Genomic DNA, 14690 nt, shown 5'->3' on the forward strand with positions numbered 1-14690 from the left:
CGAGCCTCGGAGCTCTTTGTGAATGGCGCTGATGCTGGTAGTTATTCGGTTTCGATGACTACCAGAGGAGCGGCTATGAAAAAACATACCCCGAAGTCGAAATACTGCTCACCAACCGAAAACATGAAGGTGAATAAGCACCAGGCGAACGCAGGCTCCGGTGTACCCCCCTATGATCTTGCTTCACTGCTCGGGCAGTGTGACTTCGACGTCCCGCATCCAAAGGATATGCAGATGTGGAACGACATGCGACCAGCAGGCCGCGAGTTCTGAATGGTGGTGGCTCCATTTCGGACGCGGTGCTTGCATGAGAAGGCGGATCAGTAAACTTCGGTATCAGATCTATAGATCACAAGCTCGAACGCTCACTCATGAACTGCTGAATCGGCGGCCAGGCCTGTTGAGTGGAGATGTTGATGTCGGCCAAGTCCGGATGGAGCCGATAACGCACGAGGCCCTCACTGCTAGCCTGGAGTGGTCGGAAAGTCGGTGTCTGTTCCCTTGGGAGGAGATTGTCGACTGGAAAGATAGCGATCCCAAAGGGTTCGATCTTGCCATCTGGTTCGGTAGCGAGCTCTGCGGTCTTTGCTACGCAAGTCCTAGAAAGAGCCGCTTGTGCATCAAGGTCATACTGCTCCAAGGTAGTCCCTGCCCGTCGCATCCACTTAGGGGAGAGATCGCAGGTTTGGCGCTTACATCGATAGATTTCTATGCTCGTATGTTGGGCTGCCAGGAGATTGAGATACAAGACCCTCTGGAGGGCGCCTGGTCAGTGTATGAAGCGCTTGGCTTCACTTGGAGCGCTGAAGGTCGGCTTGTGATCGTGGTTGATCCCTAATAACATCGATAGCGTGTCGATCAAGCTTTTGGAGGTCACAATGCGTTCCAAAACGAGACAGGTAGAGTTGCTTGCGATTGCGAGATTTGAGGCTGAAGCAAGGCGTCTTGCTGGTCGAATCTCCAGCAACCAGCTGCGCTTCCTGCAGGTCGCAAAGGCGAAGGGGGCTGACTTTGAGCCCGCAGGCCCTCTGGCAGGCACTCCATCCTGAGCGAAAGCTCGTCAGGCTCTGGTGCAAGCCTCTACCGCGTATTCATATTGGTTGAGAACCGGCCTATTGGCCGGTTTTTTGTTTGGCTCCGGGAACGAGTTTGTAGCTTTTGTGACATGACTGCGCTTGATTGAATAAACAGACTTGAAGCTTTCAGTGTTCCCCGCTTTCCTCATGAGTAATGCAATGACCCAAGCCCCACCTGCACTCATCCGCGAAACCTTCCCCGTAGGCCCCTTGCAGTGCAACTGCACGCTGATCGGCGACCCGCTGACCAAGAAAGCCATCGTCGTCGACCCGGGCGGTGACCCGGAGAAGATCCTCGCGCGCCTGCAGGCCCACGGCCTGACGCTGGTCAGCATCATCCACACCCACGCGCACTTCGACCACTTCCTCGCCTCGGGCAAGCTCAAGGCGCTGACCGGCGCCACCCTGCACCTGCACAAGGACGATCAGGTACTGTGGGACAACCTGGAAATGCAGTGCCAGATGTTCGGCGTTCCCTATACCCCGGTACCGGCACCCGATCGCTGGTTGGGCGATGACGAAGAACTGGCCTGTGGCTGCGGCGTGGCCCTGCATACGCCTGGCCATACTCCGGGTTCGATGAGCTTCTGGTTCGCCGACGCCAAACTGCTGATCGCCGGCGACACCCTGTTCCGCCGTGGCATTGGCCGCACTGATTTGTGGGGGGGTGACCAGCGGGCTATCGTGCGTTCCATCAAGGAACGGCTGTACCGGCTGGACGAAGAGGCCATCGTGGTGACCGGCCACGGGCCCGATACCCGCCTGGGTGACGAGATGCGTGAAAACCCCTTCGTGCGTGCCTGAGGGCACATGAAGGCACTTTCATTGAATTTTTCATTGCCGATGCAATCCAAGGCTGGCATAGATCCCTTCGTGATCTGCCGCATTTATGAATTTCAGTAGGAGCTTGTCCATGTTCACCATGCGTCGTCTGATTATCGTCGCAACTGCCGCTGCACTGATGACCGGCTGTGCCGGCCAGAACCCTTATGACAACCAGGGTCAGGCGCAGGGCTCCACGGGGATGAGCAAGACCGCCAAGTACGGCGGCCTGGGCGCGCTGGCTGGCGCCATCGCCGGTGCTGCCATCGACCACAACAACCGTGGCAAGGGTGCACTGATCGGCGCCGCAGCCGTGGGTGCTGCTGCAGCCGGTTATGGCTACTACGCCGACAAGCAAGAAGCCGAACTGCGCGCCCAGATGGCCAACACCGGCGTGGAAGTGCAGCGCCAGGGCGACCAGATCAAACTGATCATGCCGGGCAACATCACCTTTGCCACCGACTCTGCCAACATCGCCCCAAGCTTCTACTCGCCGCTGAACAACCTGGCAGGCTCGTTCAAGCAGTTCAACCAGAACACCATCGAAGTGGTCGGCTTCACCGACAGCACCGGCAGCCGCCAGCACAACATGGACCTGTCCCAGCGCCGCGCGCAGGCGGTCAGCACATACCTGACCTCGCAGGGTGTGGATGCTTCGCGTATCTCGGTGCGTGGCATGGGCCCGGACCAGCCGATCGCCAGCAACGCCGACGCCAATGGCCGTGCGCAGAACCGCCGGGTGGAAGTGAACCTGAAGCCGATTCCGGGCCAGCAGTATGACCAGCAACAAGGCCAGGTTCAGCAGTATCCCTGATTGATCCCCGGGGCCGCTTTGCGGCCCTATCGCGACACAAGGCCGCTCCCACAGGAACTACGCGATCCCTGTAGGAGCGGCCTTGTGCCGCGAATGGGCTGCAAAGCAGCCCCAGCTATCAGCGCACCACGCTGGCCTGAATTGCCGTCAGGGCAATGGTATGCACGATATCGTCAACCTGAGCCCCGCGCGGCAAGTCGTTCACCGGCTTGCGCAACCCCTGCAGCATCGGCCCCAGGCTGACCCCGTCGGCACTGCGTTGCACCGCTTTGTGTGTGGTGTTGCCGGTATTCAGGTCAGGGAACACGAACACCGTGGCACGCCCGGCCACCGGGCTATCCGGCGCCAGCTCCCGTGCAATTGCCGGGTTGGCCGCCGCGTCATACTGCAGCGGCCCATCGATCAGCAGCGCCTGCGCGGCACTCTGTGCCAGGCGGGTTGCTTCGCGCACTTTCCCGACTTCTTCATCACTGGCCGAATCGCTTGAATAACTGATCATCGCCACCCGCGGCGCTATGCCGAAGGCCTGCGCCGATTCAGCACTCTGTCGGGCGATCTCGGCCAGTTCGGTAGCGCTCGGGTGGGGGTTCATCACGCAGTCGCCGTACACCAGCACTTGCTCGGGGAACAGCATGAAGAACACTGACGACACCAGGCTGGAGCCCGGTGCGGTCTTGATCAACTGCAGGGCTGGGCGGATGGTGTTGGCGGTGGAGTGCACCAGGCCCGATACCAGGCCGTCCACTTCGTCCAGGGCCAGCATCATGGTACCGATCACCACCGGGTCTTCCAGTTGCTGCTCGGCCATCGGTGCGTTGAGGTTCTTGCTCTTGCGCAGCGCCACCATCGGCTCCACGTAGCGCCCGCGAATCAGCTCGGGGTCGAGGACTTCCAGGCCAGGCGGCAGGGTAATGCCTTGGGCGCGGGCCACGGCCTCGACATCTTCGGGCTTGGCCAGCAACACGCAGCGGGCGATGCCGCGCGCCTGGCAGATGGCTGCGGCCTGCACCAGCAGCGGCTCGGCACCTTCTGGCAGGACGATGCGCTTGTTGGCCTGCTGGGCCCGCTGGATCAGCTGGTAGCGGAACACCGCTGGCGACAGGCGCATCTCGCGCGGGGTACCGCAGCGTTGGTGCAGCCAGGCCGCGTCGAGGTGGCTGGCGACGAAATCGGTGATGAACTCGGCGCGCTCGCGGTCGTCGACCGGGATTTCGCGGTTCAGCGAATTGAGCTGGTTGGCGGTGTCGTACGAGCCGGTGCTGACCGACAGGATCGGCAGGCCGGCCTGCAGCGCGCCGCGGCACAGGCCGAGGATGCGCGCGTCGGGCTTGCTGTCGCTGGTCAGCAGCAGCCCGGCCAGCGGCACGCCATTGATTGCCGCCAGGCTGACGGCAAGGATGATGTCGTCGCGATCGCCCGGGGTGACCACCAGGGTACCCGACGTCAGCAGCGGCACCGTGTTGGCCACGGTGCGTGCGCAGATGATGATCTTGCTCATGCGCCGCTGCTCGTAGTCGCCGGCGTTGAGCACCTGGGCACCGAGCAGGTCGGCCACGTCGCGGGTGCGCGGGGCGTTCAGCTCAGGCTGGTAGGGGATGCAGCCGAGCAGGCGGAAGTCATTGCCGCGCAGCAGGGGCGAGTGCTCGCGCAGGCGGGTGGCGAAGTCTGCCATGCTTTCGTCGGTGCGCACCTTGTTGAGGATGACCCCGAGCACCTTCGGGTCGCGTGGGCCGCCGAACAGCTGGGCCTGCAGTTCGACCCGGCCAGACAATTCGCTGAGCACTTCGTTTTCCGGGGCGGACACCAGGATCACCTCGGCATCCAGGCTCTTGGCCAGGTGCAGGTTGACCCGCGCCGCATAGCTGGCGTGGCGCGTGGGCACCATGCCCTCGACCACCACCACGTCATTGCCGACGCAGGCTTGCTGGTAAAGGCGGATGATTTCTTCGAGCAACTCGTCCAGCTGGCCGTCGCCGAGCATGCGCTCGACCTGGCCCAGGCTCAGTGGCACCGGGGGAGTTATACCGTGGGTGCGGGCCACCAGTTCGGTAGAGCGCTCGGGGCCAGTGTCACCCGGGTGGGGCTGGGCGATCGGCTTGAAGAAACCGACCTTCAGGCCAGCGCGCTCCAAGGTGCGCACCAGGCCCAGGCTGATGGAGGTCAGGCCGACACCGAAGTCGGTCGGCGCAATGAAAAATGTCTGCATGCGTGCTTCTCGAAATAAGCGGTGCAAGAAATTAGCGGCCAAGGGTAGCGCCATCGGCCCCTTGTGCGCACCAGCCGCAAGCAAAAGCCTGGCCGATGCGCTGCGCGCGTTGTGCCGGGTCCAGCACCCAGGGGCGTGACTGCCACGGCGGTTGGTGGCGCAGGTGCTGGGTATGGCCGCAAGAAAGTTCGGCCACCCAGTGGCCTTCTTCGTCCTGGTGAAAGCCGGTGATCCGACTGATGGGCCGTTGCTTGTCCGCAGTGCGTTCGCAATCGGACGATGGCTTGGTTACACTTGTCCGCTCTACATACTTTTGCAAAAGGTCTTGCCCCATGCTGATCGCCGCCAACAAGGCTGTCTCCATCGACTATACCCTGACCAACGACGCCGGGGAGACCATCGACAGCTCCGCCGGTGGCGCGCCGCTGGTCTACCTGCACGGTGCCGGCAACATCATCCCGGGCCTGGAAAAAGCCCTGGAAGGCAAACAGGCCGGTGACGAGCTGAACGTTTCCATCGAGCCGGAAGACGCCTACGGCGAATACCTGGCCGAGCTGGTCAGCACCCTGAACCGCAGCCTGTTCGAAGGCGTCGACGAGCTGGAAGTGGGCATGCAGTTCCACGCTTCGGCACCGGACGGCCAGATGCAGATCGTCACCATCCGTGACCTCGACGGCGACGACGTCACCGTTGACGGCAACCACCCGCTGGCCGGCCAGCGCCTGACCTTCCAGGTCAAGGTTGTCGACGTGCGTGACGCCAGCGAAGAAGAAATCGCTCACCGTCACATCCACGGTGAAGGTGGCCATCACCACTGATTTTCTGCGCTAAGCTCAGAAAGTCGCCAGGCGCTCGGGCAAGCCGATTTGCCTTCCTACGGGAGGTGAACGGTTTGGACGGGCGCCTTTTTAGTGGGCGGAATTCGCCTGCGCGGCAACCGGGAATCTGAGAGGGGATTTCATCATGAGTGCATTTCACGACCTGAAACTGGACGCGCTGAACGGCGGGGAGCTGCCGCTCGCACCGTTCAAGGGCCAAGTGGTGCTGGTGGTCAACGTTGCCTCCAAATGTGGTCTCACGCCGCAATACAAGGCCCTGGAAAACCTCTACCAGGTTTACAAGGACAAGGGCTTCAACGTGCTTGGCCTGCCGTGCAACCAGTTTGCCGGCCAGGAGCCGGGCAGTGAAAAGGAAATCCAGGACTTCTGCAGCCTCAACTACGGGGTGAGCTTCCCGCTGGGCGGCAAGCTGGAAGTCAACGGGCCGCAACGCCATTCGTTGTACCGGCTGCTGGCGGGCGAGGGGGCCGAGTTTCCTGGTGACATCAGCTGGAACTTCGAGAAGTTCCTGGTGGGCAAGGATGGGCGGGTGCTGGCCCGTTTCTCGCCGCGCACGGCGCCGGATGACCCTGCGGTGGTGCAGGCCATCGAGAAAGCGCTGGTCTGAAAGTCTTGCGCGGTCCCTGTAGGAGCGGCCTTGTGTCGCGATCGCGCCGCAGAGCGGCCCCCGGATATCAGCGTTGCCGCAAGTATCGAGGGGCTGCTTTGCAGCCCATTCGCGGCACAAGGCCGCTCCTACACAGATCGCGTAGCACCCAGCCGCGAAGCGGGTGAGGCCGCAACCTGCCCCCGAGCTGCATGCAGATACCCCTCAAACTGCTCGACAATCGCCGGCCAGCCCTGGCGGCTGGCATGCTGCCGCGCATTCAGGCGCACCCGGCGCAAGGTTTCCTCTTCCTCCAGCAGCCAGCAAGCCGCATCGACAAACGCCGCCTGGTCCCCCGGCATGGCCAGCGCACCACTGTGGCCATGGCGAATATGCTGCGCAGCCGCCGCCTCGTCATAGGCAACCACCGCCAACCCCGAAGCCATCGCTTCGAGCACCACATTGCCAAAGGTTTCGGTCAGGCTCGGGAACAGGAACAGGTCACCGCTGGCGTAGTGCTCGGCCAGCACCTCGCCGCGTTGGGCGCCGCAGAACATGGCATCCGGCATCTGCTGTTGGAGGGCGGCGCGCTGCGGGCCGTCACCCACCATGATCAGGCGCAGGCGCTTCTGTGGATAAGTCGTCTGCAGTGCCTCAAGGCAAGGCCGCAGCAAGCCAAGGTTCTTTTCCACCGCCAGCCGCCCGACATGCAGCACGGCGAGATCGTCCGGGCCGAGCCCCCAGCTTTCGCGCAACGCCTGGCTGCGTCGGGCCGGGTTGAACAGGCAGGCATCGACACCACGGGCCAGCAGTTCCAGGCGCTCGAAACCACGGCGTTCAAGCTCCAGGCGCTGGCTGACACTGGGCACCAGGGTGATCGCCGTGCGCCGATGGAACCAGCGCAGGTAGTGGGTGAGCAGGCGGGCCAGCAAACCCAGGCCGTACTGGCCGGAGTACTGCGGGAAATTGGTGTGAAAGCCGCTGACGACCGCAATTCCAAGGCGCCTGGCCGCGCGCAGTGCGCTGAGCCCCAGCGGCCCCTCGGTGGCGATGTACAGCACGTCCGGGCGCTGCCGCCGCCAGCGGCGCAACAACTTGTGCATCGACACCTCGCCCCACTGCAAACCGGGGTAGCCAGGCAGCGCCCAGCCACGGCACAGCATCAGGTGCGGGTCGTTGTGCACTGGCGTTTCGCCGGCCTGGCGCGGGCGCACTACCTCGACCTCATGGCCGCGCTCACGCAGGCCTTCGCTCAGGCGGCCAAGGGTGTTGGCCACGCCGTTGATCTCGGGTGGGAAGGTTTCGCTGACCAGGGTAATGCGTAGGGCAGGTGTATTCATGACAAAAAGTTTCCGCCTGCTGGGTTGCGCCAATGTGACCTCGATGTGACGGGCAGATGACGCCTGACCGCTGACGCTTTTGCCTTCATGAATATTTCGTTGCGCGGTGCTCAAGAAGGTGCAACCGGCAGCCGATGAAGATGCATTCGACTAGGTGATGCGCTCCAGGAGTGCGGTGATGTTCAACAGCAAGCTCAAGCAAGAAATCCGGCAGTTGCGCGAAGACCTGATGTCTGTGGAACAGGTCAAGAGTAGCCTCGACAGCGAGATGCTGGTACTTCAACTCGATCCACAGGGACGGATCGAGATGGTCAACGGTAATTTCGAGACCGAAATGCTCTACCGTTCCGATCAATTGCTTGGACGCAACATCGAGGACATCGTCCCTGCCCATGTGAAATCGCTGGATTTCTACCAACGCATGAAGAGCGCGATCAGCCGTGGCGAGCACCTGAACGGCGCCTTCCGCCTGCTGCGTGGCAACGGCCAGGAAGCCTGGCTGCGGTCGATCCTGCAGCCGGTGAAGAACAGTGAGGGGCGCATCAAGTACTTCACACTGCACTCCAGCGACCTGACCCGCACCATCGAGACGTCTCGCGAGCACGAAAGCCTGATCAAAGCGCTGATGCGCTCTACCGCGGTCATCGAGTTTGCCCTCGACGGCACCATCCTCACGGCCAACGAGCGCTTCCTGGCCAGCGTTGGTTACCGCCTGGAGCAGATCCGCGGCAAGCATCACCGCATGTTCTGCGAGCCGGAGGAGGCGAACTCTTCCGGCTACCAGGCCTTCTGGGACAAGCTGCGCCGTGGCGAGTACGTTGCCGAGCGTTTCAAACGCATCGATGCCCATGGCCGGGTGATCTGGCTGGAAGCCTCGTACAACCCGCTGTTCGACGCCCACGACGTACTCTACAAAGTGGTCAAGTTTGCCACCGTGATTACCGACCAGGTCAACCAGGAGCAGGCGGTGGCCGAGGCAGCAGATGTGGCCTACCACACCTCGCTGGGTACTGATGTCAGCGCCCAGAAGGCCACCGATGTGGTCACCCAGACCGTCAGCGTGATGCGCGGCCTGGAAGCCTCGATGCAGGAGGCGGCCGAGGGCATCCAGGCGCTGGATACGCAGTCGCGGGTGATCGGCTCGATCATCAAGACCATCAGCGACATTGCTGGGCAGACCAACCTGCTGGCGCTCAACGCCGCCATCGAGGCGGCCCGCGCGGGCGAGCAAGGGCGGGGTTTTGCCGTGGTTGCCGACGAAGTGCGCCAGCTGGCCTCGCGCACCAGCACCGCTACCGAGGAAATTGCCCGGGTAGTGAAGCAGAACGAGCAACTGGCACAGGCGGCGGTGGAGATCATCGACACCAGCAAGCGCCAGGCGGAGCAGGGGCTGGCGCTGGCCGACGAGACGGGCAGCGTGATTGTCGAGATTCAGGACGGGGCGAAACGGGTGGTGGATGTAGTGGGGCAGTTTTCCAGCCGGTTGGGGCAGTAAAGCCCCGGCACAGGCCCCTTGTAGGAGCGGCCTTGCCGGGGCGCCGTACCGGTCGGAAAGGGCTACAACGCAGCCCCTCGATTTTTGCCTTGATGCTGAAATTAGGGGGCCGCTTTGCGGCCCTTTCGCGACACAAGGCCGCTCCTACAGGGATCGTGTACAGCTCGGCAGTCAGTTGCGCTCCCGCACCCAGAACAACGTAGCCCCCGCCACCGCCGCCGGCATCATCAGCACGTTCACACCTGGAATCATCAGCGCCAGGTAGGTGATGCCGCCAAAGCCCAGCGACTGCCAGCGCTTCTGGCGCAGCCAGGCGAGCATGTTCTGCCAGCTCATCTTGTTGTTGTCCGCCGGGTAGTCGATGTACTGGATGGCCATCATCCATACCCCGAACATCAGCCAAAGTGGCGCGGCGATTACGTTGACCACCGGGATCAGCGACAGGATGAACAGGCCGATGGCCCGTGGCAGGAAGTAGCCCAGCTTGCGCATTTCGCGGCTGAAGGTGCGTGGCACCATGGCCACCAGCTCACCCCAGCTGAACGCCGGGAAGGTGTCTTCGCCACGCACCACCACTTCGACCTTTTCCGCCAGGAAGCCATTGAACGGGGCGGCAATAATGTTGGCCACCAGGGTGAAGGTGAAGAACACCATCAGCACCAGCAAGGCAACGAACAGCGGCCAGAGTATGTAGCTGAGAAAGCTCAGCCAGTCTGGCAGCGTTGGCATCAGGGCATCGAGCCACAGGGCGAACTGGTGGCCGGCGAAGTAGACCATGCCACCGAACAGCAGCAGGTTGACCGCCAGCGGCAGCAGCACGAACAACCGCAGGTTGGGGCTCAGCACCAGTTTCAGGCCTTCGCGCAGGTATTGGGGGCCGGAGAGGACAGGGGCTTGCATCGGGAGACTCCGCAGAGAAGGAAAACGCGCTGACCTTACCGAGTTTGCCGCGCCGACGAAAGGCGGCTGGCAAACGGGAAACGGGCTGTAACAAAAGCGCCGGGGTCTGGGCTATCGATGAAATCAATGAATAGACGGTGCCTATGAGGTGGATTGTCTAAGGATATTTCCTTAATCTTTGCGACCTCGCTACAGTGCGCTCAACTTTCCGCTTTTCGGGCCTGCGCGTTGTAGCCTTCCCCAAGTGCTGCGTGGGTCCGTTTTTAATTTTCCAGCTGGCGCAGCCGGTACACCGATGCCGGCCCGTGCCGCCGGCTCGACAGGAGTTCGACATGTCTGAAGTACGTCATTCGCGCGTCATCATTCTCGGTTCCGGCCCTGCCGGTTACAGCGCTGCAGTCTACGCTGCCCGCGCCAACCTCAAGCCGCTGCTGATCACCGGCATGCAGGCGGGCGGCCAGCTGACCACCACCACCGAAGTCGACAACTGGCCGGGCGACCCCCACGGCCTGACCGGCCCGGCCCTGATGCAGCGCATGCAGGAACACGCCGAGCGTTTCGAGACCGAAATCGTCTTCGACCACATCAATGCCGTCGACCTGGCCAACAAGCCGTTCACCCTGCAGGGCGACAGCGGCAAGTACACCTGCGACGCGCTGATCATCGCCACCGGTGCCAGCGCCCGCTACCTGGGCCTGCCGTCGGAAGAAGCCTTCATGGGCAAGGGCGTTTCGGCCTGCGCCACCTGCGACGGTTTCTTCTACCGCAACAAGCCGGTCGCCGTGGTTGGCGGCGGCAACACTGCCGTGGAAGAGGCGCTGTACCTGGCCAACATCGCCAGCAAGGTTACCTTGGTGCACCGTCGCGAGACCTTCCGCGCCGAGAAGATCCTGGTCGACAAGCTCAACGCCCGTGTGGCCGAAGGCAAGATCGAGCTCAAGCTCAACGCCACCCTGGACGAAGTGTTGGGTGACAACATGGGCGTGACCGGTGCGCGTCTGAAGAACAACGACGGCAGCAGCGACGAAATCAAGGTCGACGGCGTATTCATCGCCATTGGCCACACCCCGAACACTTCGCTGTTCGAAGGCCAGCTGACCCTCAAGGACGGCTACCTGGTGGTCAACGGCGGCCGTGAAGGCAACGCCACCGCCACCAACGTTGAAGGTGTGTTCGCTGCAGGTGACGTGGCAGACCACGTTTACCGTCAGGCCATTACCTCGGCCGGCGCTGGCTGCATGGCGGCCCTGGACGTGGAGCGTTACCTGGACGGCCTGGCCAACGCCTCGTTCTGATCAGATAGCGCGCCAAAAAAAACCGGCCGAAAGGCCGGTTTTTTATTGCCTGCGGTCAGCTCACAGGCTCAATCGCATGGACAGGTCCACTGCTTTCACATCCTTGGTCATGGCACCAATCGAGATGTAGTCCACGCCAGTCTCGGCAATCACCCGCAGGGTCGTTTCGTTGACCCCGCCGCTGGCCTCCAGCTTGGCCTTGCCGGCGTTGATGCGCACCGCTTCGCGCATTTCGTCCAGGTTCAGCTCGTCGAGCATGATGATGTCTGCACCCGCTGCCAGCGCCTCGCGCAGTTCATCCAGGCTTTCCACTTCGATCTCTACCGGCTTGCCCGGCGCAATACGGTGCGCCGCGGTTACGGCCTCGGCCACACCACCGCTGGCGGCGATGTGGTTTTCCTTGATCAGGAAGGCGTCGTACAAGCCGATGCGGTGGTTGTCGCAGCCGCCACAAGTCACCGCGTACTTCTGCGCCAGACGCAGGCCGGGCAGGGTTTTGCGGGTGTCCAGCAGGCGCACCTGGGTGCCTTCCACCAGGTCGGCCAGGAAGCGCGCACGGGTAGCGACCCCCGACAGCATCTGCAGGAAGTTCAGCGCGCTGCGCTCACCGCTGAGCAACGAGCGGGCCGGGCCTTCCAGGTGAAACAGCGGCTGGTTGGCCGTGGCGCGATCACCGTCGGCCACCTGCCAGTGCACGGCCACGCGCGCGTCGAGCTGGCGGAACACGGCGTCGACCCAGGCAGTGCCGGCAATCACGCAGTCTTCGCGGGTGATGATGGTCGCCTTGGCCAGGCGCTCGGCCGGGATCAGTTGCGCGGTGATGTCGCCACTGCCGATGTCCTCCAACAGTGCGCGGCGCACGTTGGCTTCGATTTCAGCGGTCAGGTCGGCAAGGCGTAGGTTCGGCATGGTCGGCTCCACAAGCTAGATGCCGGCGATTATAGGGCAGGGGGCCGATGTGTACAGCCGCCCCGGCCATGACCTTTGGTCGGTCTTCGTGAGCAATGACTGCAATCGAGGGTCATTAGCCCGTCCATGAATCGGCGCTGGCAGCTGTGCGATTTTTTACCGATAATGGCGACCAGTATTTGGCGTCATAGCTTTGACGATTCCCAGCCCCGTCGGGCATGACACCCTGCAAGGAGTCCAGGATGCAAAAAGAAGGCAAGGTGGTGCCCTTGGCGGCAGCCATCGACCGAGGGGGGCGTACGCCTCTGCCTTGCCTTCCGGTATTGCTCCTGCAGGTGCGCGACAAGGCTGCGCTGCAATTGCGCCAGGGCTTGCAGGCGCTGTTCGACAATGCCGACGACACCCTGTTCGAGATGGCCGACAAGGCTGTTGAACGCTGCGACCAGAACCTGTACTTCGAGGCCATGCGCGACCTGCGCCTGAAGCGCAAAAGTATCGAACGCGGCTTCCTCGATACCTTCTATGACACCTACGCCCGCATCGGCCAGGTAGACCTGATGGCGCATCCGGCCGAACCGGGCAACCTGCGCAGCAAGGTTCAACTTGAGCGGGCGGCGGCCATCGAAGGCATGGTTGCGCGGGTGCTGTCACGCGATGGCATTGCCCTGCAGCAACTGGGCCTGCGTTTGCAGGCCTTGCTCGACCGCCCCGTGCATGAGCAGCGCAACCCGCTGGGCCCAGCAGCGTTGTGCGGCTACTTCCTCGAAGCTGGCCGTAATCTGGGGGTTGGCCTGAGGGTCAAACTGGTTCTGCTCAAGCTTTTCGAGCGCTATGTCTTGCGCGATGCCGATGTCATCTATGCCGAAGCCAACCAGCTGTTGGCCGCCGCCGGTGTGCTGCCGGAGTTGCAACCGGCCCCGCGCCGTCGCGCCGAAGACCGGCGCATGAGGGCAGGGCGAGGGCCGGCAAACCAAGGCCAGGAAGTGGGGGCGGATGCGGCAGGCCAGGCCTTCTTTGCCTCGTTGCAAACCTTGCTGGCCCCGGCACGCGGGCAGTTCGCACCACGATTGCAGGCGGTGGCTGCCGCCCAGTCGATCAGCACCGCGGACCTGGTACGCCTGCTTTCGCATTTGCAGCGCTACGTGCCCGCTACCGGCGAGACTGATGATTTCGAACTCGGCCAACAGCTTGAACAATTGCTGCTGCGCGTCAGTGTGCGCAGCGGCACGCGCCGGCGAATCGCCGTGGCCGACGAGGACATGATCAACCTGGTTGGCCTGCTGTTCGCCTGTATTCAAGGCGACGACAACCTGCCGGCCAGCCTGCGTGGGTTGATCGTCCGCCTGCATATCCCGCTGCTCAAGGTGGCCCTGCTGGACAAGGGGCTGTTCAGCCGGGCCAGCCACCCTGCACGCCGGTTGCTCAACGAAATCGCTGGCGCAGCCATTGGCTGGGAGTGCGGGGGCGATGGCCTGCGCGATAGCCTGCAATTGCGGGTAGAGCGCATCGTCCAGCGCCTGATCAATGACTTTGCCGAAGATGCCGGCCTGTTTGCCGAATTGCTCGATGAGTTCCTTGCGTTCAACCAGGAGGAGCGCCGGCGCAACGAGTTGCTTGAGCAACGCACGCGCGACGCCGAAGAAGGGCGCGCCCGTGCCCTGCAGGCCCGGCAGCAGGTGCAGCGGGTGCTCAACCAGCGCCTGCGTGGCCGGGTATTGCCCCTGGTGGTGGTGCAAATGCTGGTACAGGCCTGGAGCCAGGTGCTGCTGCTGGCCTGGCTCAAGCAGGGTGAGGCCTCCCAGGCCTGGCGGGATGGCTTGCAGACGGTGGACACGCTATTGGTCACTATCACCCCCGGGCATGAGCCGCAAACCCTGTTGCAGCAGGTACCGGGCCTGCTCAAGGCGCTGCGCGATGGCTTGGCCAGCGTGGCCCTGAATTCGGCGGCAACCCGTGAGTTCTTCCTGCAACTGGAGCAACTGCACCTGCGTGCCTGCGCAGGCGCTGAGCCAGCGGTTGGCCATGGCCAACCCTTGGCCGAAGTGCTGGTGGACGAAGATATCGTGCTGGCGATTGCCGAAGAACCGTCCTGCGCGCCCTTGCACGTTGCCGATGGCCAGGCAGCAGCGTTGCGGCAGGTGCAGCGCTTGCGCATCGGTACCTGGGTTGAAGTACTTGATGACGACGAACCGCTGCGCTGCAAGCTGGTGGCGCACATCGACAGCAGCGACAGGCTGGTGTTTGCCAACCGCACCGGCATGAAGGTGCGCGAGTGGAACGGCGCCGGCCTGGCGCAGGCGCTACACCGGGGAGACGTACGGGTGCTGGATGGCGGGTTGCTGTTCGAGCGGGCGCTGGAGGCGGTGCTTGACGGGCTGCGGCAGCCGCAGGTGCGGTAGCCGGCAACA

Annotated in this window: 12 protein-coding genes and 2 pseudogenes; 9 read left to right on the forward strand and 5 right to left on the reverse strand. The window is 63.0% G+C overall.

Annotated elements, in window-relative coordinates; genetic code table 11:
- The first annotated feature begins 75 nt into the window (after positions 1-75).
- From AK81_RS16805 to AK81_RS16820, 3 genes are all read left to right on the forward strand, one after another.
- The gene (locus AK81_RS16805) at positions 76-273 is read left to right on the forward strand and encodes a hypothetical protein (RefSeq protein ID WP_043200551.1); all 198 of its coding nucleotides are present in this window, start codon (positions 76-78) and stop codon (positions 271-273) included.
- A gap of 962 nt (positions 274-1235) precedes the next feature.
- The gene (locus AK81_RS16815) at positions 1236-1880 is read left to right on the forward strand and encodes an MBL fold metallo-hydrolase (protein WP_016501467.1); all 645 of its coding nucleotides are present in this window, start codon (positions 1236-1238) and stop codon (positions 1878-1880) included.
- Between the two features lie 109 nt (positions 1881-1989).
- A complete protein-coding gene (locus AK81_RS16820) occupies positions 1990-2712 on the forward strand; it encodes an OmpA family protein (protein WP_016501466.1) in 723 nt (240 codons plus the stop codon).
- Between the two features lie 118 nt (positions 2713-2830).
- Here AK81_RS16820 and pta read toward each other — a convergent pair whose 3' ends face one another.
- Positions 2831-4918: a phosphate acetyltransferase gene (gene pta / locus AK81_RS16825; RefSeq protein WP_043200553.1), complete on the reverse strand. Its 2088-nt coding sequence runs from the start codon at positions 4916-4918 to the stop codon at positions 2831-2833.
- Between the two features lie 31 nt (positions 4919-4949).
- Positions 4950-5252 carry a DUF3565 domain-containing protein gene (locus AK81_RS16830; RefSeq protein ID WP_043200554.1) on the reverse strand — a complete coding sequence of 101 codons (303 nt, stop codon included), beginning with the start codon at positions 5250-5252 and terminating at the stop codon, positions 4950-4952.
- Between AK81_RS16830 and AK81_RS16835 the strand changes: the two genes are divergently transcribed.
- Both AK81_RS16835 and AK81_RS16840 read left to right on the forward strand, forming a co-directional pair.
- Positions 5251-5736: an FKBP-type peptidyl-prolyl cis-trans isomerase gene (locus AK81_RS16835; RefSeq protein WP_016501463.1), complete on the forward strand. Its 486-nt coding sequence runs from the start codon at positions 5251-5253 to the stop codon at positions 5734-5736. The genes AK81_RS16830 and AK81_RS16835 overlap by 2 nt on opposite strands.
- A gap of 145 nt (positions 5737-5881) precedes the next feature.
- Positions 5882-6364, forward strand: coding sequence for a glutathione peroxidase (locus AK81_RS16840; RefSeq protein ID WP_043200555.1), 483 nt, complete (start codon positions 5882-5884; stop codon positions 6362-6364).
- Positions 6365-6492: 128 nt separating this feature from the next.
- Here the strand turns inward: AK81_RS16840 and AK81_RS16845 are convergent, their stop codons facing one another.
- A complete protein-coding gene (locus AK81_RS16845; protein ID WP_043200556.1) occupies positions 6493-7683 on the reverse strand; it encodes a glycosyltransferase family 4 protein in 1191 nt (396 codons plus the stop codon).
- 307 nt (positions 7684-7990) lie between these two features.
- Here AK81_RS16845 and AK81_RS30805 point away from each other — a divergent pair.
- Positions 7991-8590, forward strand: a pseudogene (locus AK81_RS30805) (PAS domain-containing protein); the annotation flags it as partial.
- A gap of 171 nt (positions 8591-8761) precedes the next feature.
- Positions 8762-9178: pseudogene (locus AK81_RS30810) on the forward strand (methyl-accepting chemotaxis protein); the annotation flags it as partial.
- Between the two features lie 171 nt (positions 9179-9349).
- On the opposite strand, the gene cysZ reads toward AK81_RS30810, so the two are convergent.
- Positions 9350-10078: a sulfate transporter CysZ gene (gene cysZ, locus AK81_RS16855; RefSeq protein WP_043200559.1), complete on the reverse strand. Its 729-nt coding sequence runs from the start codon at positions 10076-10078 to the stop codon at positions 9350-9352.
- Positions 10079-10410: 332 nt separating this feature from the next.
- On the opposite strand from cysZ, the gene trxB reads away from it, so the two are divergent.
- A complete protein-coding gene (gene trxB / locus AK81_RS16860) occupies positions 10411-11373 on the forward strand; it encodes a thioredoxin-disulfide reductase (RefSeq protein ID WP_016484911.1) in 963 nt (320 codons plus the stop codon).
- Positions 11374-11433: 60 nt separating this feature from the next.
- On the opposite strand, the gene nadC is transcribed toward trxB, so the two are convergent.
- Positions 11434-12282: a carboxylating nicotinate-nucleotide diphosphorylase gene (gene nadC / locus AK81_RS16865; RefSeq protein ID WP_043200561.1), complete on the reverse strand. Its 849-nt coding sequence runs from the start codon at positions 12280-12282 to the stop codon at positions 11434-11436.
- A gap of 242 nt (positions 12283-12524) precedes the next feature.
- Here nadC and AK81_RS16870 point away from each other — a divergent pair, with 242 nt between their 5' ends.
- Positions 12525-14681, forward strand: a complete 2157-nt coding sequence (locus AK81_RS16870; RefSeq protein ID WP_043200562.1) for a DUF1631 domain-containing protein — start codon at positions 12525-12527, stop codon at positions 14679-14681.
- The last annotated feature ends 9 nt before the right edge of the window (positions 14682-14690 follow it).

It is taken from the genome of Pseudomonas putida W15Oct28, assembly GCF_000708715.2.
GTDB classification, from domain to species: Bacteria; Pseudomonadota; Gammaproteobacteria; order Pseudomonadales; family Pseudomonadaceae; genus Aquipseudomonas; species Aquipseudomonas putida_R.

Excerpts from the sequence above, each read along its gene's own strand:
- AK81_RS16815 (WP_016501467.1), top strand. The coding sequence starts at position 1,236 with ATGACCCAAGCCCCACCTGCACTCATCCGCGAAACCTTCCCCGTAGGC.
- AK81_RS16840 (WP_043200555.1), top strand. The coding sequence starts at position 5,882 with ATGAGTGCATTTCACGACCTGAAACTGGACGCGCTGAACGGCGGGGAG.
- AK81_RS16820 (WP_016501466.1), top strand. The coding sequence starts at position 1,990 with ATGTTCACCATGCGTCGTCTGATTATCGTCGCAACTGCCGCTGCACTG.
- pta (WP_043200553.1), bottom strand. The coding sequence starts at position 4,918 with ATGCAGACATTTTTCATTGCGCCGACCGACTTCGGTGTCGGCCTGACC.
- AK81_RS16805 (WP_043200551.1), top strand. The coding sequence starts at position 76 with ATGAAAAAACATACCCCGAAGTCGAAATACTGCTCACCAACCGAAAAC.
- AK81_RS16870 (WP_043200562.1), top strand. The coding sequence starts at position 12,525 with ATGCAAAAAGAAGGCAAGGTGGTGCCCTTGGCGGCAGCCATCGACCGA.
- cysZ (WP_043200559.1), bottom strand. The coding sequence starts at position 10,078 with ATGCAAGCCCCTGTCCTCTCCGGCCCCCAATACCTGCGCGAAGGCCTG.
- AK81_RS16845 (WP_043200556.1), bottom strand. The coding sequence starts at position 7,683 with ATGAATACACCTGCCCTACGCATTACCCTGGTCAGCGAAACCTTCCCA.
- trxB (WP_016484911.1), top strand. The coding sequence starts at position 10,411 with ATGTCTGAAGTACGTCATTCGCGCGTCATCATTCTCGGTTCCGGCCCT.
- AK81_RS16835 (WP_016501463.1), top strand. The coding sequence starts at position 5,251 with ATGCTGATCGCCGCCAACAAGGCTGTCTCCATCGACTATACCCTGACC.
- nadC (WP_043200561.1), bottom strand. The coding sequence starts at position 12,282 with ATGCCGAACCTACGCCTTGCCGACCTGACCGCTGAAATCGAAGCCAAC.
- AK81_RS16830 (WP_043200554.1), bottom strand. The coding sequence starts at position 5,252 with ATGGGGCAAGACCTTTTGCAAAAGTATGTAGAGCGGACAAGTGTAACC.